General features: G+C 68.9%; 24 protein-coding genes. 13 read left to right on the top strand and 11 right to left on the bottom strand.

Features of this window, described 5'->3' with window-relative positions; all coding sequences use genetic code 11:
• The first annotated feature begins 5 nt into the window (after nt 1–5).
• From CA951_RS38845 to CA951_RS38885, 9 genes are all read left to right on the top strand, one after another.
• Complete coding sequence (locus CA951_RS38845) at nt 6–788, top strand: SDR family oxidoreductase (RefSeq protein WP_087561928.1); 783 nt, start codon at nt 6–8, stop codon at nt 786–788.
• Nucleotides 781–2,430 (top strand): thiamine pyrophosphate-binding protein, encoded by a 1,650-nt coding sequence (locus CA951_RS38850; RefSeq protein WP_087561929.1) that lies wholly within the window; start codon nt 781–783, stop codon nt 2,428–2,430. Before CA951_RS38845 ends, CA951_RS38850 begins: the two co-directional genes overlap by 8 nt.
• Nucleotides 2,427–3,557: an FAD-dependent monooxygenase gene (locus CA951_RS38855; RefSeq protein ID WP_087561930.1), complete on the top strand. Its 1,131-nt coding sequence runs from the start codon at nt 2,427–2,429 to the stop codon at nt 3,555–3,557. The genes CA951_RS38850 and CA951_RS38855 overlap by 4 nt, the downstream gene beginning before the upstream one ends.
• 42 nt (nt 3,558–3,599) lie before the next feature.
• The gene (locus CA951_RS38860) at nt 3,600–4,751 is read left to right on the top strand and encodes an MBL fold metallo-hydrolase (RefSeq protein ID WP_256974267.1); all 1,152 of its coding nucleotides are present in this window, start codon (nt 3,600–3,602) and stop codon (nt 4,749–4,751) included.
• A gap of 33 nt (nt 4,752–4,784) precedes the next feature.
• A complete protein-coding gene (locus CA951_RS38865; protein WP_087561931.1) occupies nt 4,785–5,519 on the top strand; it encodes an MBL fold metallo-hydrolase in 735 nt (244 codons plus the stop codon).
• A gap of 103 nt (nt 5,520–5,622) precedes the next feature.
• The gene (locus CA951_RS38870) at nt 5,623–6,582 is read left to right on the top strand and encodes a PDR/VanB family oxidoreductase (protein ID WP_179220485.1); all 960 of its coding nucleotides are present in this window, start codon (nt 5,623–5,625) and stop codon (nt 6,580–6,582) included.
• A gap of 12 nt (nt 6,583–6,594) precedes the next feature.
• Nucleotides 6,595–6,807 carry a recombinase-like helix-turn-helix domain-containing protein gene (locus CA951_RS38875; protein ID WP_005248918.1) on the top strand — a complete coding sequence of 71 codons (213 nt, stop codon included), beginning with the start codon at nt 6,595–6,597 and terminating at the stop codon, nt 6,805–6,807.
• A gap of 2 nt (nt 6,808–6,809) precedes the next feature.
• Nucleotides 6,810–7,841, top strand: a complete 1,032-nt coding sequence (locus CA951_RS38880) for an aromatic ring-hydroxylating dioxygenase subunit alpha (RefSeq protein WP_087561932.1) — start codon at nt 6,810–6,812, stop codon at nt 7,839–7,841.
• 91 nt (nt 7,842–7,932) lie between these two features.
• Nucleotides 7,933–8,550 carry a TetR/AcrR family transcriptional regulator gene (locus CA951_RS38885; protein WP_087561933.1) on the top strand — a complete coding sequence of 206 codons (618 nt, stop codon included), beginning with the start codon at nt 7,933–7,935 and terminating at the stop codon, nt 8,548–8,550.
• Between the two features lie 9 nt (nt 8,551–8,559).
• Here CA951_RS38885 and CA951_RS38890 read toward each other — a convergent pair whose 3' ends face one another.
• Entirely contained in the window at nt 8,560–9,120 is a 561-nt protein-coding gene (locus CA951_RS38890; protein WP_179220486.1) for a MarR family winged helix-turn-helix transcriptional regulator, read from the bottom strand.
• Between the two features lie 108 nt (nt 9,121–9,228).
• Complete coding sequence (locus CA951_RS38895; RefSeq protein ID WP_087561934.1) at nt 9,229–9,594, bottom strand: RidA family protein; 366 nt, start codon at nt 9,592–9,594, stop codon at nt 9,229–9,231.
• A gap of 105 nt (nt 9,595–9,699) precedes the next feature.
• Between CA951_RS38895 and CA951_RS38900 the strand changes: the two genes are divergently transcribed.
• Entirely contained in the window at nt 9,700–10,350 is a 651-nt protein-coding gene (locus CA951_RS38900) for a UdgX family uracil-DNA binding protein (RefSeq protein WP_087561935.1), read from the top strand.
• Nucleotides 10,351–10,405: 55 nt separating this feature from the next.
• A complete protein-coding gene (locus CA951_RS38905) occupies nt 10,406–11,332 on the top strand; it encodes an NADP-dependent oxidoreductase (protein WP_087561936.1) in 927 nt (308 codons plus the stop codon).
• 39 nt (nt 11,333–11,371) lie between these two features.
• Here CA951_RS38905 and CA951_RS38910 read toward each other — a convergent pair whose 3' ends face one another.
• From CA951_RS38910 to CA951_RS38930, 5 genes are read right to left on the bottom strand one after another with little or no spacing between them, the layout of a single operon-like run.
• Nucleotides 11,372–12,310: a CopD family protein gene (locus CA951_RS38910; RefSeq protein ID WP_087561937.1), complete on the bottom strand. Its 939-nt coding sequence runs from the start codon at nt 12,308–12,310 to the stop codon at nt 11,372–11,374.
• Between the two features lie 5 nt (nt 12,311–12,315).
• Nucleotides 12,316–12,849, bottom strand: a complete 534-nt coding sequence (locus CA951_RS38915; protein WP_087561938.1) for a copper resistance CopC family protein — start codon at nt 12,847–12,849, stop codon at nt 12,316–12,318.
• Nucleotides 12,846–13,514: a YcnI family protein gene (locus CA951_RS38920; protein ID WP_087561939.1), complete on the bottom strand. Its 669-nt coding sequence runs from the start codon at nt 13,512–13,514 to the stop codon at nt 12,846–12,848. Before CA951_RS38920 ends, CA951_RS38915 begins: the two co-directional genes overlap by 4 nt.
• A complete protein-coding gene (locus tag CA951_RS38925) occupies nt 13,465–14,073 on the bottom strand; it encodes a hypothetical protein (RefSeq protein ID WP_256974268.1) in 609 nt (202 codons plus the stop codon). Before CA951_RS38925 ends, CA951_RS38920 begins: the two co-directional genes overlap by 50 nt.
• A gap of 17 nt (nt 14,074–14,090) precedes the next feature.
• Nucleotides 14,091–14,744, bottom strand: coding sequence for a DUF6474 family protein (locus CA951_RS38930; protein WP_087561940.1), 654 nt, complete (start codon nt 14,742–14,744; stop codon nt 14,091–14,093).
• 162 nt (nt 14,745–14,906) lie between these two features.
• On the opposite strand from CA951_RS38930, the gene CA951_RS38935 reads away from it, so the two are divergent.
• Both CA951_RS38935 and CA951_RS38940 read left to right on the top strand, forming a co-directional pair.
• On the top strand, nt 14,907–16,463 hold the full coding sequence (locus tag CA951_RS38935; protein ID WP_087561941.1) for a TM0106 family RecB-like putative nuclease: 1,557 nt from the start codon (nt 14,907–14,909) through the stop codon (nt 16,461–16,463).
• A 36-nt stretch (nt 16,464–16,499) separates the two neighbouring features.
• Nucleotides 16,500–17,174 (top strand): YoaK family protein, encoded by a 675-nt coding sequence (locus CA951_RS38940; RefSeq protein WP_087561942.1) that lies wholly within the window; start codon nt 16,500–16,502, stop codon nt 17,172–17,174.
• A 51-nt stretch (nt 17,175–17,225) separates the two neighbouring features.
• Here the strand turns inward: CA951_RS38940 and CA951_RS38945 are convergent, their stop codons facing one another.
• From CA951_RS38945 to CA951_RS38960, 4 genes are all read right to left on the bottom strand, one after another.
• The gene (locus CA951_RS38945; protein WP_143543173.1) at nt 17,226–18,023 is read right to left on the bottom strand and encodes a hypothetical protein; all 798 of its coding nucleotides are present in this window, start codon (nt 18,021–18,023) and stop codon (nt 17,226–17,228) included.
• Nucleotides 18,013–20,298 carry a hypothetical protein gene (locus CA951_RS38950; RefSeq protein WP_087561944.1) on the bottom strand — a complete coding sequence of 762 codons (2,286 nt, stop codon included), beginning with the start codon at nt 20,296–20,298 and terminating at the stop codon, nt 18,013–18,015. The genes CA951_RS38945 and CA951_RS38950 overlap by 11 nt, the downstream gene beginning before the upstream one ends.
• Nucleotides 20,295–20,630 (bottom strand): hypothetical protein, encoded by a 336-nt coding sequence (locus CA951_RS38955; protein ID WP_087561945.1) that lies wholly within the window; start codon nt 20,628–20,630, stop codon nt 20,295–20,297. Before CA951_RS38955 ends, CA951_RS38950 begins: the two co-directional genes overlap by 4 nt.
• A gap of 74 nt (nt 20,631–20,704) precedes the next feature.
• Nucleotides 20,705–21,334, bottom strand: coding sequence for a class I SAM-dependent methyltransferase (locus CA951_RS38960; protein WP_087561946.1), 630 nt, complete (start codon nt 21,332–21,334; stop codon nt 20,705–20,707).
• Between the last annotated feature and the right edge of the window lie 155 nt (nt 21,335–21,489).

Consider the following 21,489-nt stretch of genomic DNA (forward strand, 5'->3'; position numbering starts at 1 on the left):
ACGTCGTGGACCTGCAACTGAAAGACCGCACCCACCTGGTGACCGGCGGAAGCTCGGGAGTCGGGCTCGCCACCGTCGCACTGCTGCTCGAGGAGGGTGCCAACGTCGTCACCTGCGCGCGCGACCGCGACCGGCTCGACTCCGTGCTCGCGCCGCTGCCCGGCAGCGACCGCGTCCTGACCGCGTCCTGCGACGTCCGGGACCCGGCGGCGGTCGCCGCGCTGGTCGAGGCGGGTGTCGCCCGGTTCGGCGGCCTCGACGGTCTGGTCAACAACGCAGGCAAGTCCCGCATGGTCCCGCGCGGTGAGGCGACGCTCGACGACTGGCGCGACGAACTCGACCTCAAGTTCTCCAGCGTCCTCAACACCGTCGACGCGGCGCTGCCGGCGCTGCGCAAGTCCGATGCCGCGTCCATCGTCAACATCTCGGCGGTGCTCGCGCGCCAGCCCGAGCCGCGGCTGGTCACCACCAGCGCCGCCCGGGCCGGTCTGCTGAACCTCAGCAAGTCGCTGTCGCTGGAACTCGCGGCCGACGGCATCCGCGTCAACTCGGTGTCGCTCGGACTCGTCGACACCGGTCAGTGGCGACGTCGCTACGAGGAATCCGGCACCGACGCCACCTTCGCCGAATGGGAGGCGGAGATCGCCCAGGACCGCGGCATCGGCCTCGGCCGGTTCGGCCGCGCCGACGAGGTGGCCGCCATGATCGTGACCCTGCTGTCCCCCCGCTCGTCGTACGTGACGGGCACCAGCCTCGACGTCTGCGGAGGCGTCGCGCGCTATGTCTGAGAGGAACACCATGTCGGTAGGAAACGGGGGCGACCTGCTCGTCCAGGTGCTGCGTGAGGCCGGTGTCGACACCGTCTTCGGCATCGTGAGCGTGCACAACCAGCCCCTGGTGCAGGCGGTCGCCAAGCACCTGCGGTTCGTGCCGGTCCGGCACGAGGCCACCGCCGTCAGCGCCGCCGACGGATACGCCCGGGCCACCGGGGGACTGGGCTGCGCTCTCACGAGCACCGGGACGGGTGCCGGCAACGCGGCCGGGTCGCTGATCGAATCGCTCAGCGCCGGAACGTCGGTGCTGCACGTGACGGGCAACGTCGAGAGCCGCTACCTGGGATCGGGTCGCGGGTTCATCCACGAGACGAAGGATCAGCTGGGGATGCTGACGGCGACATCGAAGCACGCCGCCACCATCCTCGACACCGACAGTGCCGGAAAGGTGCTGCGGGAAGGCGTCGCCGCTGCACTCGCCGCGCCCGGCGGACCGTCGAGCATCGAATGGCCCATCGACCTCCAGTACGCGGACCACGTCATCGACGTGGTCGAGCCGGTGACGGAGTCGCCGCGCATCCCGGATGCCGACGAGTTGGCCGTCGCGTTCGCGTTGCTGCGGTCCGCGGAACGCCCGGTGATCTGGGCGGGCGGCGGTGTCGCACACGCAGGCGCGGAGCTGACCGCACTGGTGGAGCAGTGGGGAGTCCCGTTGCTCACCAGCAACTCCGGGCGCGGCGCCGTGCCGGAGGACCACCCGCTGTGCATCGGCAACTACGGCAACACCCCGGCCGGGCGCGAACTCCTCGCCGACGCCGACCTGCTGCTGTCGCTGGGCACGCACTTCCGGTCCAACGAGACCGGCGACTACGCCATGCCCGTCCCCGCCGTGCACGTGCAGATCGACCTCGACGCGGCCGCGGTCGGACGCGTCTACCCGGCGCAGGCCGGCGTGACCGCCGACGTCGCGACGTTCCTGCGATCACTGTCCGAACTGGCCCCGGTCGACGCGTCGTGGACCGAACGCGGCCGAGCGACACGGGAACTGGTCCGCACCCGGCAGCGCGCCGGGCTCGGCGACCACGCCGTGCTGTGCGACGCCGTCCGCGCCGCGTTCCCGCAGGACTCCGTGATCGCCCGCGACGTCACCATCGCGTCCAGTTCCTGGGGCAACCGGCTGCTGCCGATGTTCGACCCCAGGTCCAACGTCTTCCCCCGCGGCGGCGGCATCGGGCAGGGCCTGGGCATGGCCATCGGTTCCGCACTGGCCGACGAGACCCGCCCCACCCTGGCGCTCGTCGGCGACGGCGGCCTGGCCGTCCATTTCGGCGAGATCCTCACCATGGCGCAGGAGAAGCCGTGGCTGGTACTGCTCGTGTTCAACGACGGCGGCTACGGCGTGCTTCGCAACATGCAGCAGGGCGGCGGCGAAGACACGTACGCAGTCGACCTCGTCACCCCCGACTTCCCGTTGCTGGCACAGTCGATCGGCGTGCCCTACCTGCGGATCGGCGGTGCGGCCGAGGCGCACAGCGTGCTCGCCGACGCCGTGTCCCGGCAGGCCCCCGTGATCGTCGAGGTCGACCTCGCCGCGTACGGCGAGATGCCCGCCCCGTTCACGCCGCCCGTCACCGTCCCCGGAAAGGACCCGAAATGACCACAGTTGCGGTGTGCGGCGGCGGAATCGGCGGGCTCGCCACGGCGATCGCCCTCCGGAAGTTCGGCCTCGACGTCACGGTCTACGAGCAGACGCGGCAGTTCGCTCGCGTCGGCGCCGACATCAACCTCACACCCAACGCGGTCCGGGCGCTCGACGGGCTCGGTGTCGGGCCGGCGATCCGCGACTCCGCCGCCCGGCCGCAGTTCCGGATCAGCCGCACGTGGGACACGGGCGCCGAGACGTCCCGGCTGCCGATGGGCGACAGCGCGGAACAGCAGTACGGCGCACCGCAGTTGACCATGCACCGCGGCGATCTCATGACCGCGCTCGAGAACCGGCTGCCGTCGGGGACCGTCGAAATGGGCCGCCGGGTCGCCGGCGTCGCGGACGGGCGCATCGAGTTCACCGACGGCAGTACGGCTTCGGCCGACGTGATCGTCGGTGCCGACGGCATCCACTCCGCGGTCCGGACGGCGCTCCTCGGGCCGGATCAGCCGACGTTCACCGGCGTCGTCGCGTTCCGGGCCGTCGTGCCGGCCGATCGCGTGGGGACGGTGGCGAACCTCGACTGCTTCACCAAGTGGTGGGGGCCCGACAGTTCGACGCAGATCGTCACGTTCCCCCTCAACCAGGGCAAGGACATCTTCGTCTTCGCCACCTGCGGCCAGGAGGAGTGGACCGAGGAATCGTGGACCACTCCCGGTTCCGTCGCCGAACTGCGCGAGCTGTACCGCGACTTCCACCCAGAGGCGCGGGCGCTTCTCGACGCGTGCGACGACGTCCTGAAATCGGCTCTCTACGTGCGGGACCCGCTGGCGTCGTGGACCGACGGCCGGTCGGTGCTCCTCGGCGACGCCGCGCACCCGATGATGCCGTTCATGGCGCAGGGCGCGGGCATGGCCATCGAAGACGCCGTCGTCCTCGCCCGCTGCCTGAGCCTGTTCGACGACCCCGCGGTTGCGCTGCAGACCTACCAGGAGACCCGGCTGGAGCGGACCTCCCGCATCCAGCGCGGCTCACGGTCCAACGAATGGCTGAAGGTGGCCGGCAACGGCGACTGGGTGTACGAATACGACGCCTGGCAGGTGCCGTTGGAGTTGGCCGCGGCCCGAGCGGACGCGTAGGTGGAACCGGTTGGCCGACACACGCTGTCGAGGCGCCGGGCGTTGACCCTGCTGGGTTCCGCCACCGCCGTCGCCGCGACCAGTTGCGCGTCGCACACCTCCGATGCGCAGCCGAGCGGTGCGACGCCGCCGGACGCCTACGAGCTGTCCGGTGACGTCGACGGCTACACGACGACGCTGACTCTGCTCGGAACCGCGGCCGGACCCATCGCCGTGCCGGGACGCAGCGGCGCGTCCAGCGTGCTGGTCGTCGGAGACCGGCCGTATCTCGTCGACGCGGGTCCGTGGTCGAGCCGCAAGCTGATCCAGGCCGGCATCTCCGCCGATTCGCTCGGCGGCGTCTTCGTCACCCACATGCACAGCGATCACATCGCCGACCTGGTCAACGTGTTCTGGCTGGTCGGTGGCACGCCGTCGTACAGGGCCCGGGGTGTCGTGCCCGTCTACGGACCCGGTTCGGCGGGAGCCCTGCCGACGCCGCGTGCGGGCAAGACCATTCCGGTCCGGAATCCGCTCACACCCGCGCCCGGGCTGAGCCAGCTCTTCACCGGCGTCCTCGACGCCTACGCGTACGACATCAACATCCGCAACGCGGAGAAGGGCGCCGGCACCGACTACAACCGCATGTTGTCGCTGCACGACGTGCTGCCACCGGATTCGTCGGGCGCGTCCGCCGAGAACACCGCGCCGGAGATGGAACCGTTCCCGGTGTTCGAGGACGACCGGGTGCGGGTCACCGCGACGCTGGTCCCGCACGGTCCCGTCTACCCGTCGCTGGCCTACCGGTTCGACACCGAGGACGGTGCCGTCACGTTCTCCGGCGACACCGCGAAGTCGCCGACCCTGGTTCGGCTCGCGCAGGGATCCGACATCCTCGTCCACGAGGTGATCGACGTCGACTTCTACGCCGCGACTTCGGGTCCGGCGCTGGTCGAGCACATGATTCAGGCGCACACCACCGCGCAGGACGTCGGACGCGTCGCCACCGATGCGGACGTCCGCCAGGTGGTGGCTCTCCCACATCGGGCCGGGCGACCCCCGGCAGGTCACCGACGACCAGTGGGAGCGTGGCGTGAAGTCCACGTTCGCCGGTGCCGTGACCGTCGGGCACGATCTGGTCCGGATCGGCGTCGGGCAGCGGCGGTAGCGGCCCGGCTGCATCTTGCGCGGTGCTGCCGTCCCGAGAAAGCTTGACGTCACGAGACCGCGACGTGATCGGAGCCAGGGATGGACACCACGATTACCGAGATCGCTCCCGACATCTACCGGCTGTCCACGTATCTGGACGAGCCGAACCTGATCATGAACCAGTTCGTCGTCGACGGTGAGGAACCGCTGCTGTTCCACACCGGTCAACGCGCGCTGTTCCCGGCCGTGTCCGAGGCGGTCGGCCGGCTGATTCCCCTCGACCGGCTGCGGTGGATCACGTTCGGGCACGTCGAGGCCGACGAGTGCGGCGCGATGAACTCGTGGCTGGCGGCCGCGCCGAACGCCGAGGTCGCGCACGGGGCGATGGGGTGCTTCGTGCAGGTCAACGACCTGGCCGATCGCGCGCCGCGTCCCCTGCAGTACGGCGACGTGCTGGAGACCGGCGCCAGACGGGTCCGTCACCTCGACACCCCGCACGTTCCGCACGGGTGGGACGCCGGGCTGATGTTCGAGGAGACGACGCAGACGCTGTTCAGCGGCGACCTGTTCACCGCGTTCGGCCATCACCCTGCGATCACCGAGGAAGAGATCGTCGGACCGGCCATCGCGGCCGAGGACATGGGAAGCGCGACGTGCCTCACGCCGGCGCTCGGGCCCACGATCCGGGCGCTCGCCGATCTGGAACCGCTGCTGCTGGCGCCGATGCACGCGCCGGTGTTCACCGGCGACTGTGCGCGGAGTCTGCGTGACCTCGCGCAGGCGTACGAGGAGCGGATGGCGGCCGAGACCGCGCGGTACTGCGAAGCCGAATAATTGCCCCGCGAATTTCCCCTCGACTGTGGCGCAGAATACATCTTAGTGCTAAATTATTGAGCACTAAGGAACTATGCCTTCGGGTCGAGCTTGGGAGTGAGCGATGACAACAGACGCAGACACCGTCCCCATGATGGTGCGTCAGATGCGGGTCGAGTCCTCGGGCGTCGTCTCGCTCCGTCTCGAACGGCAGGACGGCGGCGCGGTCGACCGGTGGACGCCCGGCGCCCACCTGGACCTGCACCTGAACCGCGGGACCGTCCGTCAGTACTCCCTATGCGGAGACCCTGACGACAAGACCGGGTACCGCGTCGCGATCCTCCACGAGGTGAGCGGCCGCGGCGGTTCCCGGCACGTCCACGAGACGCTGCGGCCCGGCGACAGCCTGTCGGTGAGCGCGCCCCGCAACAACTTCGAACTCCTGCCGTCCCCGCGCTACGTGTTCATCGCGGGCGGCATCGGCATCACGCCGATCCTCGCGATGATCGGCGAGGCCGAACGCATGGGCGCCGAATGGGAACTGCACTACGGCGGCCGAGCCCGCACGTCGATGGCGTTCCTCGACGAGCTGTCCCCGTACGGCGACCGCGTCCACGTCGTCACCGAGGAGGCCGACGGCATCCTCGACCTCGGCGGCATCCTCGGCGCCGCCCGCGAGGAGACCCTCGTCTACGCCTGCGGTCCCGAGGGTCTGCTCGGCGCGGTCGAGGGATTCGCCGGCTCCTGGCCGGACGGCGCGATCCGGCTCGAACGGTTCAAGGCCAAGGAGATCCCCGCCGACACCCTCGCCGGCGACCGTCCCGTCCGCGTGATCTGCGAACGATCCGGCATCTCCGCCACCGTCGCGCCCGACCGGACCATCCTCGAAACCCTCGAGGAATCCGGCGTCGACGTCCCCAACTCCTGCCGCGAAGGCATCTGCGGAACCTGCGAAACCCGCGTCCTCGCCGGCACCCCCGACCACCGCGACTCCCTGCTCTCCAGCTCCGAGCAGGAGTCCGGCACCACCATCATGATCTGCGTTTCCCGCGCCCGCTCCGACGAGCTCGTGCTGGATCTCTAGAAGGGAAGAACCATGAGCCTGTATCTGCAACCACGCCAGTCTGGCACGGCGCCCACCCCGTACGAACGGAAATTGGCCGGTGCGATCGAAGAGGTCTTCGGCACCGGGGTGCACCACCTCGAAGGCCTGGTGAAGGGGCTGAACGCCCTCGGCATCCACAGTCCCGGCGGCGACGCCTGGACCACCGACACTTTCACGGACGAAATCCGACGGATGGGGGCCTGACCATGGTGAACCGACTGCACAAGGCGGCGCTGACCGGCGACGAGATCTTCGCGACCGGGATGCGCGACCAGTGGCACGCAGTGTGCCCGTCCGACTTCGTCGCGCGCGGCGACATGAAGAAGATCCGCCGCCTCGGCGAGGACTGGCTGCTGTTCCGTCAGTCCGACGGCACCCTCCGCATGCTCGCCGACCGCTGCCCGCACCGCGGCGCCCCGCTGTCCCAGGGGCAGCACCTCGGCGACCGCGTCGCCTGCCAGTACCACGGTGTGCAGGTCGACGGCGACGGCACCGTCGTCTCCGTCCCCGGAATGCCCGGGTGCAACCTCGAAGGCAAGCGGCTGGTGACCAGCCTCCCCGTGCGGGAAGTGGCCGGCGCCGTGCTCGCCTGGTTCGGTACCGACCCCGACGCCGAACCCGCACCCCTCGAACTGCCCGAGCGCCTCACCGACGACGGCATCTCACACTTCCTCTGCTACGCGGAGTGGAAGGCGCCGTGGCGGTTCACGCTGGAGAACCTGCTCGACCCGATGCACGGGGCGTTCCTGCACCGGGAATCGCATTCGATGTTCGGCGGGGAGACGTCCGCGAAGTTCCGGATCCGCGAGACCGACCGCGGGTTCTTCTTCGAGAAGACCGACCAGCGGGGCGTGAACTTCGACTGGGTCGAATTCTGCCGGACCGGCATCGACTGGGTGGATCTCGAGATCCCGTACCCGCCGACCGCGGGCCCGGGCGGATCGTTCGGCATCGTCGGCATGGGAACGCCGATCGACGCCGAGACCACCGCCGTGTTCTTCTGGCGCTACCGCCGCGTCGAGGGCTGGGAGCGCGACGTCTGGCGGTTCCTGTACCGCACCAAGCTCGAGGAACGGCACTGGGTGGTGCTCGAGCAGGACCGCACCATGCTCGAGGCGATGGCATTCGACGCGGACCAGGCGGAGAACCTGTACCAGCACGACCTCGGCGTCATCCGGCTCCGCAGGCTCTACCGGGCGCAGGCCGAGGCCCAGGCGAAGGCGCTCCAGGAGGCGTAAGGTCGCGCGGGTTGACTCGAGTGAAATGTCAACTAAGAATGTGTGACGGCCGACACGTCGGGCGCCGGCCGGGTGCGAGGAGGCGCGAGCGGTGCTTACGAACGGTGACGATCGGGGTCGGCCCGCGCTGGTCGAAGCGGCGGGGCGGTGCTTCGCCGAACTGGGATACGAGCGCACCACCGAGGCGGTCATCGCCGCTGCCGCCGGAGTGTCCGAGGCCGAATTCCGCGCCCGGTTCGCGTCCCGCGACGACGCCTTCCGTGCCGTCGCCGCGGAGGTGTTCGACACGTTCGTCGAGGCCCAGCGGATTCCGGTCCCGCCGGACGCGGACCCGCGCAGTATCCTGCGCGCCGCCACCGCCGCGTTCATCGAGACCGTCTACAGCAGCGGCCGATTGTTCACGATGATCGAGGACCGCGCGGCCGTCGACCCCGTGATCGGTGAACAACTCGAGGCGGCGCACAACCGGATCCTCGGCCGGTACATCCGGTTCATCGAACGACTCAACCAGGCCGGCATCGCGACGCCGTGCGCCGAACCCGCCCAACTCGCCCGGAAGCTGTCCGAGGCGCAGTGGACGGGTGCGGCGCGCCTGATCGATGCGTCGCCGGACGAGCAGCGGCGGTTCATCGTGGAGATGACAGCGGCTTCCGAACGATTCATCGGATTCGGTGAGGTCGCCGATCTGACGTCCCGCGCGGCCAGCTGAGTTACCGGCTCAGGCGGTGGGGTCCTGGTTCTCGACGATCGAGTGCTCGAGCTTGCGGAGCAATTCCGCCAGTGACGCCTGATCGTCCTTCGACATCCCGCTGAGGATCTGGGACTCGTTGGCGAAGTGGGCCTCCGCGACCTTGTTGATCACCCGCAGGCCCTCGTCGGTGAGTTGCGCATGGACGATGCGACGGTCCTCGGCGTCGCGCTCCCGCTGCACGAGTCCCGCCTTCTCGAGCCGGTCGACGCGCAGCGTCACGCCACCGGTCGTGACGAGCGCGGACTCCGCCAACTGTCCGGACGTCATCCGGTACGGCGGACCCGAACGTCGGAGGGCGGCCATGACGTCGAACGACGCCATGTTGATGCCGTGCTCCTCGAACACCGCGGCGAGGGACGACTGGTAGCGCAGATACGAACGGTGTAGGCGGCCCAGCACTTTCAGCGGACTCACATCCAGTTCGGGCCACTGGTGGGCCCACTGGTCGACGATGTCGTCGACGGCATCGCGATCTGGAACGGGGCGTTGCGTCACCGGGCGCACCTCCTGAATTCTCGAGGGTCTCATCTGTTTAGTACCAAGATATCGAAACGAGCATAGGTGACGGCGACGCGCCGCGGGTCCCCGCCGATTGCTCGGAACGGGGACCCGCGGCGCGGCTGGGCGTCGGTGCCGTCAGTCGCCCGCGACCGCCGCGACTGCGTCGATCTCGGCGATGGCGCCGTAGGGGAGGCTGCTCACCTCGAGGAACGTGCGCGCGGGACGCGGCTCGTCGAAGATGCGCTCGAACTGGCGGTTCGCCTCCTCGCGCAGCGACAGGTCGGTGACGTAGTAGGTGAGCTTGACGACGTCCTGCAACTGCCCGCCGACGGTGGCGAGGCGATCGACCATGCGGTCGACGGCGGCGTCGAGCGCCTCGGTGCGGCCGGGGACGGCGGTGCCCTCGGCGTCGACGGACAGTGCGCCGGAGACGAAGGCCAGTCCGCCCGCGACCACGGCCGGGCTGTAGGGGTGGTGGGCGGTGACTTCGGTGAGGGACATGGAGGCTCGCTTTCTCGGTGGGCTTCTCCGGCCATTATATCTTAGCGCTAAACTAATTGACAGGGTTGTGGGAATGAAGCCTCGCCCGACGGGTACTCGGCCCCCATGTCCCGAGCCTCCAAACCCTCGGCCGCACCGTTCGTTCCGGACGCCGTCGACCTCGACACGCTGTCCCAAGCGGCGCAGGGGTGCCGCGGCTGCGACCTGTACCGCGACGCCGGGCAGACCGTCTTCGGCGCGGGTACACGATCCGCGCGGATGATGCTCGTCGGCGAACAGCCCGGCGATCAGGAAGACCGCGCCGGCGAACCGTTCGTAGGTCCGGCGGGGAAACTCCTGAACAAGGCACTCGACGCGGCGGACATCGACCGCGACCTCACCTACGTCACCAATGCGGTCAAGCACTTCAAATTCGTCCCCGCCGAACGCGGCAAACGCCGAATCCACAAGAAGCCCAACCGCACCGAGATCGTCGCGTGCAGACCGTGGCTGATAGCCGAACTGGCGGCCGTGCAACCCGACGTCCTCGTGTGCCTCGGCGCCACCGCCGCGCAGGCGCTGCTCGGACCGTCGTTCCGCCTCACCGAACACCGCGGGGAGTTGCTGCACCTCGACGGCGAAGTGGAAGTCGACGCACACCCGGACGTCTTCGCCACCATCCACCCGTCCGCCGTGCTCCGCGGACCGTCGGACAAACGGGACGACGCCTTCGACGCCCTCGTCGCCGACCTGAAGAAAGCCGCCGCCGCCCTGTGAGGATCAACCGGCCGAACTCCTGGCGTGACGGACCGCCGAGGACGAGATTGAGGGCATGACGAATTCGAACCAGACTATGAAGGCAGTCTCCTACTCGTCCTACGGCGGTCCCGAGGTGCTCGAGATCCACGACGTGCCGGTGCCCGAGCCCACCGGCAACCAGGTGCGCCTCGACATCCGGGCCGCCGGCGTGAACCCGATCGACTGGAAGCTGCGGTCGGGGTCGATGGCCGAGGTGATGTCCGTGCAGTTCCCGAAGATCCCCGGCAGCGAGGTCGCCGGCGTCGTCGACGCGGTCGGGCCGGACGCGACCGGTGTGCTGGTGGGCGACGAGGTGTTCGGCTGGTCCGACACCGGTGGCTACGCCGAATACGCGCTCGCCTCGATCGTCGTGCCGAAACCGAAAGGGCTGAGCTGGACGGACGCGGCCACCATCCCCGTGGCCGGCGAGGCCGCGGATCGCGGGCTGCGGTTCCTGAGGCTGAAGTCCGGGGAGACGCTGCTGGTGAACGGTGCTTCGGGTGCGGTGGGAACCATTGCGGCGCAACTGGCGCTGGACGCCGGCGTCACCGTGATCGGCACCGCCAGCGAAAAACACCACGACGCGCTGCGGGAGCTGGGCGTGACCCCCACGACGTACGGCGAGGGAATGGCGGACCGGGTGCGTGAACTCGCCCCGAACGGCGTCGACGCCGTCCTCGACCTCGGCTTCGGCGGGCTCGACGCCGCGATGGACCTGCGCGGGGGCACCGACCGGATCGTCACGCTGTCCGACGGTGCCGCGTTCGGTCTCGGAATCACCTTCTCCTCCGGCAACGCCGGCGACCGGAACGCGGAAACCCTCCGTCGGCTCAGCACCCTCGCCGTCGCCGGAAATCTGACCCTCCCGGCCGCCCGCACCTTCCCGCTCACCGACGCCGCCGACGCCCAGCGCGCCGGCGAGAAGGGCGGGAGCCGCGGGAAGCTGCTGCTGCACCCGTGAGTACTTATCAACCGCCCGACGTTAAGAAGTACTCACGGGTCAGGCCGTGGTGGCCAGCGCGGCGGCGAGGCCGAACGGAACGGCCATCACCACCACCTCGAGGATCGCGCGCCGCAGGGACCCTTCCGCGGTGATCCGGTGCGCGGCTGCCTGGACGACCCACGTTCGCCGCCACCACCAGCCGAGCCCGAGCAGCGCCGCCAACGCCACCGCCTTGGCGAGCACGATCCGGCCGTAGCCCGTGTCGAACAGGGGAGTGACTCCGCCCAGCCGGACGGCCGCGTCGACGATCCCGGTTGCGGTCAGCAGCCACACGCACCGCCACGCGACGACGGAGTACCGCGGCAGCCACGACGACCAGTCCCCCCGCGAGCGGAGCATCAGGCCGAGGGCCGCGAGGAGCCCGAACCACACGGCGGCGGCCAGCGCGTGGACGACGTCGAGGACCGAGCCGAGAACCTGCTGCGACATGTGGCCGGTGATCGGCCGGGCCACCAGAGCGAGCGCCGCGAGGACCAGCACCGGGACGGGGAGCCGGGCGTCGCTGCGGCGGAACGCGACCGCCGACCACACGGTGGCGGCGACGGTGCACACGAGAACGGCGAGGTCGACGCGTCCCGCGCTGATCTCGGTCACGTAGGCGCCGAACCGCCCGACCGACAACTGCGACAACGTCAGGGCGTCGGCCTCCGCCGCCGTCATCGACAGCAGCACAGCCTCGGCGAGCATCCACGCACCCGCGACCGCGGTCGACAACCGCCACAGTCGTTCGTCCCGCACGAGGGGACGGCTGTCCGCGCGACTCCACCAGCCCAGGGCGGCCAGCCCGAGGACCGCCGACCCGAGCACCAGGCACAGCGCCCGGACAGCGCTCGACGGTGACGGGCCCTCTGGTTGCGCCAACGCCCAACCGCACGCGACCCCGACGAGCGACGTGGGTACGGCGAACAGCAGCCACGACTGTCGCGCCGTACCCACCGCGCTCAGTTCTCGCCGCGCGGCTTGCGGAGGGCGAACCACAGTCCGCCGCCGAACACGACCACCCCGGCAACGATGAACGGCCACAGGGGAACTCCGCCGCTGCCGGATTCACCGGAGCTGTCGGCGGCGGCGCCGGGTGTGCCCGACCCCTCCTGGGTGAGGGTGAATGTGCGGGTGCCGCTCACCGGATGCCCGTCGGCGGAGGTGACGCGAAACGCGATGGTGTACACACCGGTCGGTCCCAGCTCGCCGAGTTCGGCACTGACCGTGGGTCCTTCGACGACGGGGTCGCCCTTGTTCCACAGGTTGCCGTCTGGGCCCACCACGGTCAGCGACGCGAATGATTCCTGCAGCGCCTCGTTGAACGTGACGCTGACCCGTTCCGGACCGGACGCGATCTCCGCGCCGTTCTCGGGGGTGGAGCTGATCACGACGGAATGGGCGAGAGCGGTGCCGGCGCCGAGCATGCTCGCGAGCATCGTCAGCAGCCCGACCGCGATCACCTTCACCGACGTGAAGGTGGTGTGTCTTCTCATTTCCGACGGCTCCGGACCATCGCGCCGAGACCGAGCGCCGCACCGAGCGCGCCAAGGATCAGGCCGATGCCGCCGAGCCAGCGGGCGGTGTCGTCGGTGCCGGACGCCGTCGTCTCGGTCTCCTCGGACGTCGTGGCGCCGCCGGCGTCGTGGCTGTGGTCTTCCCCGCTCGCCGCGGCGAGGGTGAGCGTGGGAGCCGGCTTGTCGGGCTCCGCGCCGTCGGGGCCTTCCGCCTGATCCCAGTTGACGACCTCCCCGTCGCTGTACGTCTGGGCGGCGGGGAACGACACGTCTTCCTGCTCCGGCAGCGGTCCGGCGGACAGCTCGAACTGCTGGAACTGTCCGGGCGCGACACCGACACCGGGGTCGGCGGTCCACGTCACGGATTTCGCGACCTGCGACGTCGGGTCCTTCTCGACGACGGACGTCCACCCCGGCATCGGTGTGGTGCGGGCCGACTTCAGGTCGGGGAGCGTGACGGTCAGCTTGGTGGTGGACGCCGTCTCGGACTCGGTGGGGACGCGGAACGTCAGGACGGAGTAGCCGCCCTGCTCGGCGCCGGGGGCGACGACGGTCACGTGGGCGGCGGCCACACCGGCCGCGAGGAGCATGGCGCTACCGGCCGCACCGGCCGTGAAAAGGGCACGCGAAACGAGGGAATTCATCGAAGGTCCTTTGAAAGGTCTGAAGGGAGAAGAGGTGGGAATCAGACCGGACCGGTGGGCCGCGACGCGAAATGCTCGCGCGCAGCAGGGCGTCCACGGGATTCGTGGGACGCGCGGGGACGTGCGCCGTTCTTGTCGCCGAGACGGGCTGCGGTTCACCGCGCAGAACCACCCGCCAGACGTGGACCAGGGGACCGTACAGCCGCTCGGCGTTCGCGATCAGCAGCGCACAGACCACAGTGGCGGCCGCGTGCGCGGCGAGCATCGGCACGGCGGGGACCGCCGAGTGCACGTGCGAGGTGAGCGTGAGCGCGAAGTGCGCGGCCACCTGGCCGGCGCCGAGGGCCCCCACGAGCGCGAGCGGTCCCTGGAACCGGGCGGGCAATTGTGCGGTGACCGCGCCGACACCGCTGCACGTGACGAGCAGCAGGGTCAGAGCCGCGGATTCGGGGAGACCGCCCCCGCCGATGCCGTGCGCCGCGACCGCGAGACCGGCGACGAGCGCACCGACCGCCGACCCCCGAAGGGTGGCGGTCGCGGCGGGACGGGCGGGGGACATCGAGGTGATCGGGTCGTTCAGCGCACGCCGAGGCGGGCGAGGAGATCGGCTTCGACTCCGTCGAGTTCGGACGAGATGGCGTGATGGGCGGCCTTGCGGCGGGCCTGCGGCATCTGCTCGGCCGCGCGGACGGCGGTGTTGAGGTCGCCGAGGCGTTCGCGGATGGCGGCGGCGAACTTCTGCGTCTCCGCGTCGTCCGGCTTCTGCGCGAGGATCTCCGTGGTGGAGCTCTCGGCACCGGCGATGCGGGCGCTCAGCTTGGCGCCGTGCCCGGTGAAGTTGGCGAGCTGGTCGACGTCGATGCCCATCCGGTCGGCACGCCGGGCGTCGATCTGCCCGCGCACGACGGTGGCGGCGCGGTAGGCGATCGGCAGCAGCACCGGCGTCAGCAGTCGAGCGACACCGAGGTACTTGCGGACCGCGGCGACCGTGAAACCCTTCTGGGCGGCGGCCTTCTCCTGGGCCTTGAACGCAGCGATCTGAGCCTTCTCGACCTTCTTCTGCGACTTCAGTTCGGCGGCCTCGAGCTTCCGCCCGGCCTTGGCGGCCTGCTTGTCGCGTTTCCGTTCGTTCCTCGCGCTCAGCTTCGCCTCCACCCCAGCCTTGTGCTTGAGTGCCTTGGCTTCCGCCTTGCGGGTGGCTCGGGACTTACGTTTCTTCAACAACCCCATCGAAAAGACCCCTTTTCCTGGTGTTTCAGCGGAGCCCACGCTACCAACTGCATCCGGTGCTTCGGGATCAGCCTAGGGGAGCACATAATCTTCGTCATCGTGTGTTCCCATATCGGTCAGCAATCAGAACCCGACGCCTCTCCCGGAAAGGTGCCGGGGACGGTGATCGATGCCAGCGCTCTGACGCGGTGCCGCCACCGGGTGCACCTCGACGCGGCGTTCCCCGAACAACTCGCGGCCGCGCCGGAGGACCCGGGTGTCCGCCAGCGTCAGGATGCCGCCGCCGCCAAACGCGAGGACGTCCGCCGGATCCTCACCGAGCACGCACCGGAACGGTGGGTGCAGATCGACACCGAGCAGAGCCTGCGCCGGCGCGCCGAGGACACCCTCGCCGCCTGCGAGGCGGGGGCGGACCGCATCTGGGGAGCCGTGCTCCCACTCGACCGCGACGCCGGCCGGCGGGCGCGCTGCGAGATCCTGCTCCGCGACGAGGACCACGGTGGGTACATCCCCGTCATCGTCGTCAACCACAAGGTCACCGATCCCGGCCGCGGCGCGCTGACGTCGGGAATGTTCGAGTGGAAACCCCGCGAGGACCCGTCGCGGAAGCCCCGCAGCCAGGTCCGCGACCAGATGCGCGTCGCGCAGGTGTACCGGATGCTCGAGCGGCACGGGCTGGCGAGTCCCGCCCGGGTGGCCGGCGCCATCGGTTACGGCTCCGACGTCATCTACGTGCACGACCTCACCACCATCCTCGACGACTACGACGAACGCTTCGCCGACCGGCTCGCCGTCGCCCGCGGCGAATCGGCGACCGTGCCGTCCCGGGTCGGCGAATGCCGTTCGTGCCCGTGGTGGCCCGGATGCGAGGAACAGCTCACGCAGACCCACGACGTGAGCCTGGTGGCCACCGGTTCGCGGGCCGACATGCTGCGCGACGCGGGATGCCACACCATCGACGACCTCGCGGCGTGGGACCGAGAACCCCTCGAGGACTGGCCGCACGGCGCGTTCGAGGACGCCGTCGTCACCGCCAAGGCCTGGCTCGCGGGGGCGCCGCTGGTGCGCCGCTTCCCCGAGATCCGGGTGACGCGCGCCGACGTCGAGGTCGACGTCGACATGGAGAGCTACCAGGAACACGGCGCCTACCTGTGGGGGACGCTGCTCAACGTGGACGGGGTGTCCGCGTACCGGCCGTTCGTCAGCTGGGATCCGGTGCCGACGCAGGACGAGGCGCGGTCGTTCGCGGAATTCTGGACGTGGCTGATGGCCGAGCGGGAAGCGGCGGCACTGAGCGGCAGAACCTTCGCCGCATACTGCTATTCACGGTCCGCCGAGGACAAATGGTTGCTGGACTCCGCCCGCCGGTTCGCCGGGGCACCCGGAATCCCCACCGAAGCCGAGATCCGCGAATTCATCGACAGCCCACAATGGGTCGACATCTACCAGGCCGTCAGCGACCAGTTCATCTGCCCCGGCGGCAAGGGCCTCAAGAAGATCGCCCCCGTCGCCGGATTCCGGTGGCGCGACGCCGACGCCGGCGGCGAAGCATCCATGAGCTGGTACCGCGAAGCCGTCGGCTACGACGGCGAACCCGACCTCACCCAGCGCGAACGACTCCTGCAATACAACGAGGACGACGTCATCGCCACGAAAGTACTGCGCGAATGGATGTCCGATCGGGCCGAGAACGAGATTCCGCTCGCCTCCGACCTCTAGGCTGCAAGGCAGGCCCGAGACGGTAGGGGTGGTCAGGTGGACTTGCCGAAGACATCCACGACGCTGCGATTCGCGCTGCTCCTCACCGCCGCCGGCGGCTTCCTCGACGCCTACACCTACGTCAGCCGCGGCGGCGTCTTCGCGAACGCCCAGACCGGCAACGTCATCCTCATGGCCATCGACCTGTCCGAGCGGCACTTCCACGCCGCACGCGCACACCTGTGGCCGATCCTCGCGTTCATCGTCGGCGTCGCATTCGCGCACCTGCTGAAGGGCGAACTCGCGCACAGCGTCTTCGACCACCCGATCCGGATCGCGATGGTCGCGCAGATCGTCGTCCTCGTCGCGGTCGCGTTCGTCCCCCCGGACGTCCCCAACGCGCTCGTCACCGTGCCCATCGCGTTCGTCGCGGCCATGCAGTTCGGCCTGTTCCGCACCATCGGATCGCTGTCGTACATCGCCGTCGCAACCACCGGCAACCTCATGCGCTTCACCGAAGCGGCATACGCCGGATTCATCGAGAAGGTCCCCGAATCGCGGCAACACACCCGGGTGTACGCCGCGATCATCAGCAGCTTCGCCGGCGGTGCCGTCCTCGGCGCGTACGCAACCCGCTACTTCGGTGGATCCGCCGCCTGGATCCCCGCCGCCCTCCTCACCGTCGCCCTCATCCTGTTCTACGTCGACGACGTGCGGCGCCGCCGCCCGTGAGTGGTTCGGGAGTCCAGGGACTCCTTTCGCACGCACGGGCGGCGAAGCCGACTACTCCGAATTCGCGGGCCCGATCCACTCCGGATACTGAACGGCGACAGGCATCGTCGGGGGCTCGAATCCCGGGGGCGGAACGAGGTTGCCGGACGCATTCGCTGCGAACGTCGGGAACTGCTGCTGCCACCAGTCCGTGCACCCCTGAGGAATGACATCACCGTCCAGCCGTCGGAGGTAGTGGAGCTTGGTGATCTTCCAGCCCTCGAACACATTCCACGTCGGCACCCGGTGCGCGCGAGGGTCCTGCTGGGCAGGGTCGGCGTCGGGAACACCCGGCTGCCCGGGGTCGTCGGCGGTTCGCTCCAGCTCGACACGGAACGCCGCATTGAGCCCTTCCACAGTGAAGTTCGGTCCCGGGTCTGTATGCAGGTTGTAGCTGCACACAGTTGCCCCGATGCCGGGCCCCGTCTCGTCGTATGCAGTGATGTGGAGGAAGTTGGTCAGGGGAATTTGCTCGTCCTCATCGGGCTCGAGCCAGGTGAAGAACTCTTCTTTGTCGGGGTTACCGTGTCGAGTGGGGCCACCGACCGCCTCGGGATATCCAGGAAAAGAGTGGGCCTGACCGACGAACCGCGTGTAGTCGGCTGCCTCGTAGGCACTTCGCACCAACTCAGGCCCGCGCTGTGCCAGATCGACGCCAGTATCGGCGGACCACACGTTCGTGTAATGGATGGTGGGTGGCTGCTCGACGGAGTCGGCCTCACCTCCAACGTTGGGTGTGCAGCCTGTGACAAGGATGGTCGTAGCCGCGACCACCACCGGCCACTGGAAGTTTCTGCGATCAACCGTCATTGCGGACCACGTCGTCGTACCCGTTGCGCATGCGCTCGCCATTGCCGTCTGCCGGATTGCCGAGACGACTGAACATCGTCTGATAGCCGTCTTTCAGGAGTGAACGGGTCGCAGGATCGGATTGGACGTCCTCCCAACTCCGAAGCTCTCCGGAACCGTCGAATGCCCAGGGAAAATCGACGCGAGCAGCTGGCGGAAGTTCCGGTGTCGCTTGGAGAATGTTGTAGTAGTCGCGGTAGAAGTCCGGAGCTTCCAGAGCGACGGAGGGCGCCGGCCCCGGCGCCTTGCCGATGATGGCGTCCTTCAGGGGGTCGCCGCCCGCGTCGATCATGGTGTTGATGAATTCCCCGCCGGGGAGGCGGTCCAGGCCGACGGACCCGATGCTGGTGAGAGCACCGTACGCCGCCGCTTTGCGGTCGTAGATGGCCTGCGCCTGCTCGGCCTTGTCGCTGTAGCTGTCCTCGGTCGAGAGAAGCAGTCCTCTGTCCATGAGGCCGTGGATTCGGCCTGCGGTGGAGAGGTCGCCACCGGCCAGGGGCGCCGCGGGGTCGTGTGCGTACCGGCCCTCGGCGGCAAGGATTTCCTGCATCGAGGACTGGGTGAAGTGTGTTCCGGCCTCGGGGTCGGTGTTGATCACGGCGAATACGTTCGACGAGCCACCGAAGTGATTGTTGTCGGCGGGGTCTGCCCAGGTACCGATGTCGAAGCCGGGGTTCTCTGATCGGCCGGCGCCTGCGAGGTCGCTGATGTACGGACTCATGCTGTGGGACATGGTCCGCAGAAGGTCCGGGTTGACCTCTCCGACGGATTGGCCGCCGCTGCCGGGTATCCCCCGCAGCGTGTCCCAGTCGGTACTCATGTTCTCGGCGACGGCCGACATGATCTGCCCGCTGCGCGTTGCGGCTTCGATGTCCGCGGGGTTGTTCGGGTCCTCGACGGTGGCCTCTGCGTCGTCGAACCGGAACATCGAGGCTGCTGCTTGCCCGTTGTCGGACCAGTTGTGGGTGAGGACGTCGCGAACCAGATTCTGGCCTGTGTCGGGCTGGGTGACCGCGTTCTGGACGGCGATCTTGTCGTCGCCGACGGCGGTGAAGATCCCTTCGGTGATCGCCGTGTTCTCGGTTCCCCGGCCGTCGACCGTGAAGTACTCGAACTTGTGGTTGGGGTTCTGTTCGTGCGCGACCTGGGCGTCGAGGTACTGGCGACCGACCTCCAGCAGGTGCTGATCGAGGCTGCTGCCGCTCTTGTATTGCACATCGCCTGCCTGGACGATGCCGGCGATCGCCTGGTTGTCGGCGACTCCGTGCAGTTCGACGCTGGATGAACCGGTGGGCCCGACCATCTTGAAATCTCGGGTCACGAGATCGTCCCGGGTCAGCGATTCGACCATCTTGTCGGGTAGCAGGTTCAGGCCACCAGTTGCCGGCACCTGCGAGTCGCCCTTGACGGTGGCGGTGATCTTGTCGTTCGACATGATCTGGAGCGAGTTCGCCAGGGCACGCGCAGAGTCCGGGGGTAGCTTGTCCATGATCTGCTGGATCTCCTGTGGACTCTTTCCGTCCAGTGACCGGCTGACCTGATTCAGGTACTCCATCTGCGACGCAGGGATCGTCGCGGCGTTGCCGGAGTTCACGGCGTCGAGTTGTTCGGGAGTCAGTTCCCCGGCCTCGGTCAGTCTCTGGATCTGCTCGGGATTCAATCCGGCGGGGTCGGAGACGAGTTGCGTCCCGTCGGACACACCCTGGTCGGAGCCCAGCGCCGCGGCGGAGGTGAATGTTGCCCGCAGCCCGTCGCGAGCGGAAGCGAATGCGTCCCTGACGGTTGCGTCGGCAGTTTCCGTCGCCGATGCGGCGTCGGCGATGTCGCGTTGCCACCCCGTCATTTCGTTCACGCGATCGTTGTCGGGATCGGGGGTTCCGGGATCGGTGACGGTCAGGTCGTCGGCTACGCGGAAGCCCGCAGACTCGGCGGCCACGATCGCCATCCGCGCACGCTGCAGCGGTGCGTCGACGTCGTGGAAACCCTGCTTCGCACGGTTGGCGAGTGCCTCCAGTTGATCCACCACGACAAGCGCCGTCTTCTTGTCGGCGTTCGCCCGGTTTTGGGCGGCTTCGGCGGTCTTACCCTCCCAGTAGGCGTCGTTGACCCGGGTCACGCCGTCGACGTATCGGGTGAAGAGATCTTCGACCTTGGTGCCGAGCGCGATCCATGCGTCACCGATCTCGGTCAGAGTCGCGGGACTCCAGGACTCGATCTGGGTGCGAGTGAGGCTCATGCTTCACCGCTCCACTCGCCGGTGGCGTTCGTGTACGCGGCGACGAACCGGTCGGCCGACGATTCGTCCTGGTTCCGGTACTCCTGCGCGACATGGATCATCACGTCCCCGGTCTCGCCGAGTCGTTCCTTGATCGCCGGGACGAGCGCTGCATCCACGAGATCCGCGGAGATGCTCGACGCCTCGATGACCGAGGGCATCATCGCTCCCGCGGACGACAGGTAGGGGCCTGCCGCCGTGCCGGTTCTGAGACCGCCCGCCTCGTCGGCCAGCCCGTGCAAGGTTCCCCCCAGCCGTTCGAGCTCTTCCAGATCAGCTTTCAACGTTCCCACGAAGCCCCCCTCGTCTGTTCGCGAATCGACAGCAGCCTAGCGCCCCGTGAGTGGGTGACGAGTCCCCGGACTCCTCAGGCGCGCACGGGCGGCGAAGCCGCGATCCCGAGGGAGTAGGCGCCGACGATTTTCGGTGTTGCTGTCTCGTAGAAGCGGTCGAGGTCCTGGATGTCGAAACCGGCGTTCGTCAGCAGGGCGGGGATGTCGCGTGTGAGGTGGCAACCACCGGCGACGGTTTTCTGGATCGGTTCGAGCCGGCGCTGCCAGCGTTGGACGTTTTCGTCCGGCGCGAGGCCGTGCTCGACGAAATGCAGTGTGCCACCGGGTTTCAGGACCCGTCGGATCTCCCGCAGTGCGGCGTCGGCGTCGGGGATGGTACACATCGTCCAGGTGGACAGTGCGGTGTCGAAACTGTTGTCGGGGAAGGGGAGTGACTGACCGTCGAGACCGGACCGCTCGACCGGCGTCGTCGATGCCGCCAGACGCTTGCCTGCCAGCTTCCAGCCGAGGTCGGCGGGTTCGACGGCGCTCACCGACTCGACGGCGGCCGGATAGAACGGGACGTTCAGGCCCGATCCGAATCCGATCTCCACCACGCGTCCGTGAAGCCCGGCGCAGACGCGTCGCCGCGAGGGCTCTGTGAACTTCACCCCGCAACTGATGTCGACGAGCCGCGGAACGATCCGGTCCGAGTAGAACCCCATGCTCACCTCCAGCGAAGGGCGCTTCGCGCCCCGTGCGCCTTTCTGGTTGCTCCAGCTACCAAAAAGGCGCACGGGCGGCGGAGCCGCCTACCGCGGCGCCATGCGCAGGGCGCCGTCCATACGAATGGTCTCACCGTTGAGGTAGTCGTGTTCGA

This window comes from Rhodococcus sp. NCIMB 12038, from assembly GCF_002165735.1.
In the GTDB taxonomy this organism is placed as follows: domain Bacteria; phylum Actinomycetota; class Actinomycetes; order Mycobacteriales; family Mycobacteriaceae; genus Rhodococcus_F.

Coding starts and splice junctions, on each gene's coding strand:
- CA951_RS38880 (WP_087561932.1), top strand. CDS start 6,810: ATGGTGAACCGACTGCACAAGGCGGCGCTGACCGGCGACGAGATCTTC.
- CA951_RS38915 (WP_087561938.1), bottom strand. CDS start 12,849: ATGAGAAGACACACCACCTTCACGTCGGTGAAGGTGATCGCGGTCGGG.
- CA951_RS38850 (WP_087561929.1), top strand. CDS start 781: ATGTCTGAGAGGAACACCATGTCGGTAGGAAACGGGGGCGACCTGCTC.
- CA951_RS38945 (WP_143543173.1), bottom strand. CDS start 18,023: ATGACGGTTGATCGCAGAAACTTCCAGTGGCCGGTGGTGGTCGCGGCT.
- CA951_RS38905 (WP_087561936.1), top strand. CDS start 10,406: ATGACGAATTCGAACCAGACTATGAAGGCAGTCTCCTACTCGTCCTAC.
- CA951_RS38875 (WP_005248918.1), top strand. CDS start 6,595: ATGAGCCTGTATCTGCAACCACGCCAGTCTGGCACGGCGCCCACCCCG.
- CA951_RS38950 (WP_087561944.1), bottom strand. CDS start 20,298: ATGAGCCTCACTCGCACCCAGATCGAGTCCTGGAGTCCCGCGACTCTG.
- CA951_RS38930 (WP_087561940.1), bottom strand. CDS start 14,744: ATGGGGTTGTTGAAGAAACGTAAGTCCCGAGCCACCCGCAAGGCGGAA.
- CA951_RS38925 (WP_256974268.1), bottom strand. CDS start 14,073: ATGTCCCCCGCCCGTCCCGCCGCGACCGCCACCCTTCGGGGGTCGGCG.
- CA951_RS38870 (WP_179220485.1), top strand. CDS start 5,623: ATGACAACAGACGCAGACACCGTCCCCATGATGGTGCGTCAGATGCGG.
- CA951_RS38855 (WP_087561930.1), top strand. CDS start 2,427: ATGACCACAGTTGCGGTGTGCGGCGGCGGAATCGGCGGGCTCGCCACG.
- CA951_RS38890 (WP_179220486.1), bottom strand. CDS start 9,120: ATGAGACCCTCGAGAATTCAGGAGGTGCGCCCGGTGACGCAACGCCCC.
- CA951_RS38865 (WP_087561931.1), top strand. CDS start 4,785: ATGGACACCACGATTACCGAGATCGCTCCCGACATCTACCGGCTGTCC.
- CA951_RS38900 (WP_087561935.1), top strand. CDS start 9,700: ATGTCCCGAGCCTCCAAACCCTCGGCCGCACCGTTCGTTCCGGACGCC.
- CA951_RS38920 (WP_087561939.1), bottom strand. CDS start 13,514: ATGAATTCCCTCGTTTCGCGTGCCCTTTTCACGGCCGGTGCGGCCGGT.
- CA951_RS38895 (WP_087561934.1), bottom strand. CDS start 9,594: ATGTCCCTCACCGAAGTCACCGCCCACCACCCCTACAGCCCGGCCGTG.
- CA951_RS38960 (WP_087561946.1), bottom strand. CDS start 21,334: ATGGGGTTCTACTCGGACCGGATCGTTCCGCGGCTCGTCGACATCAGT.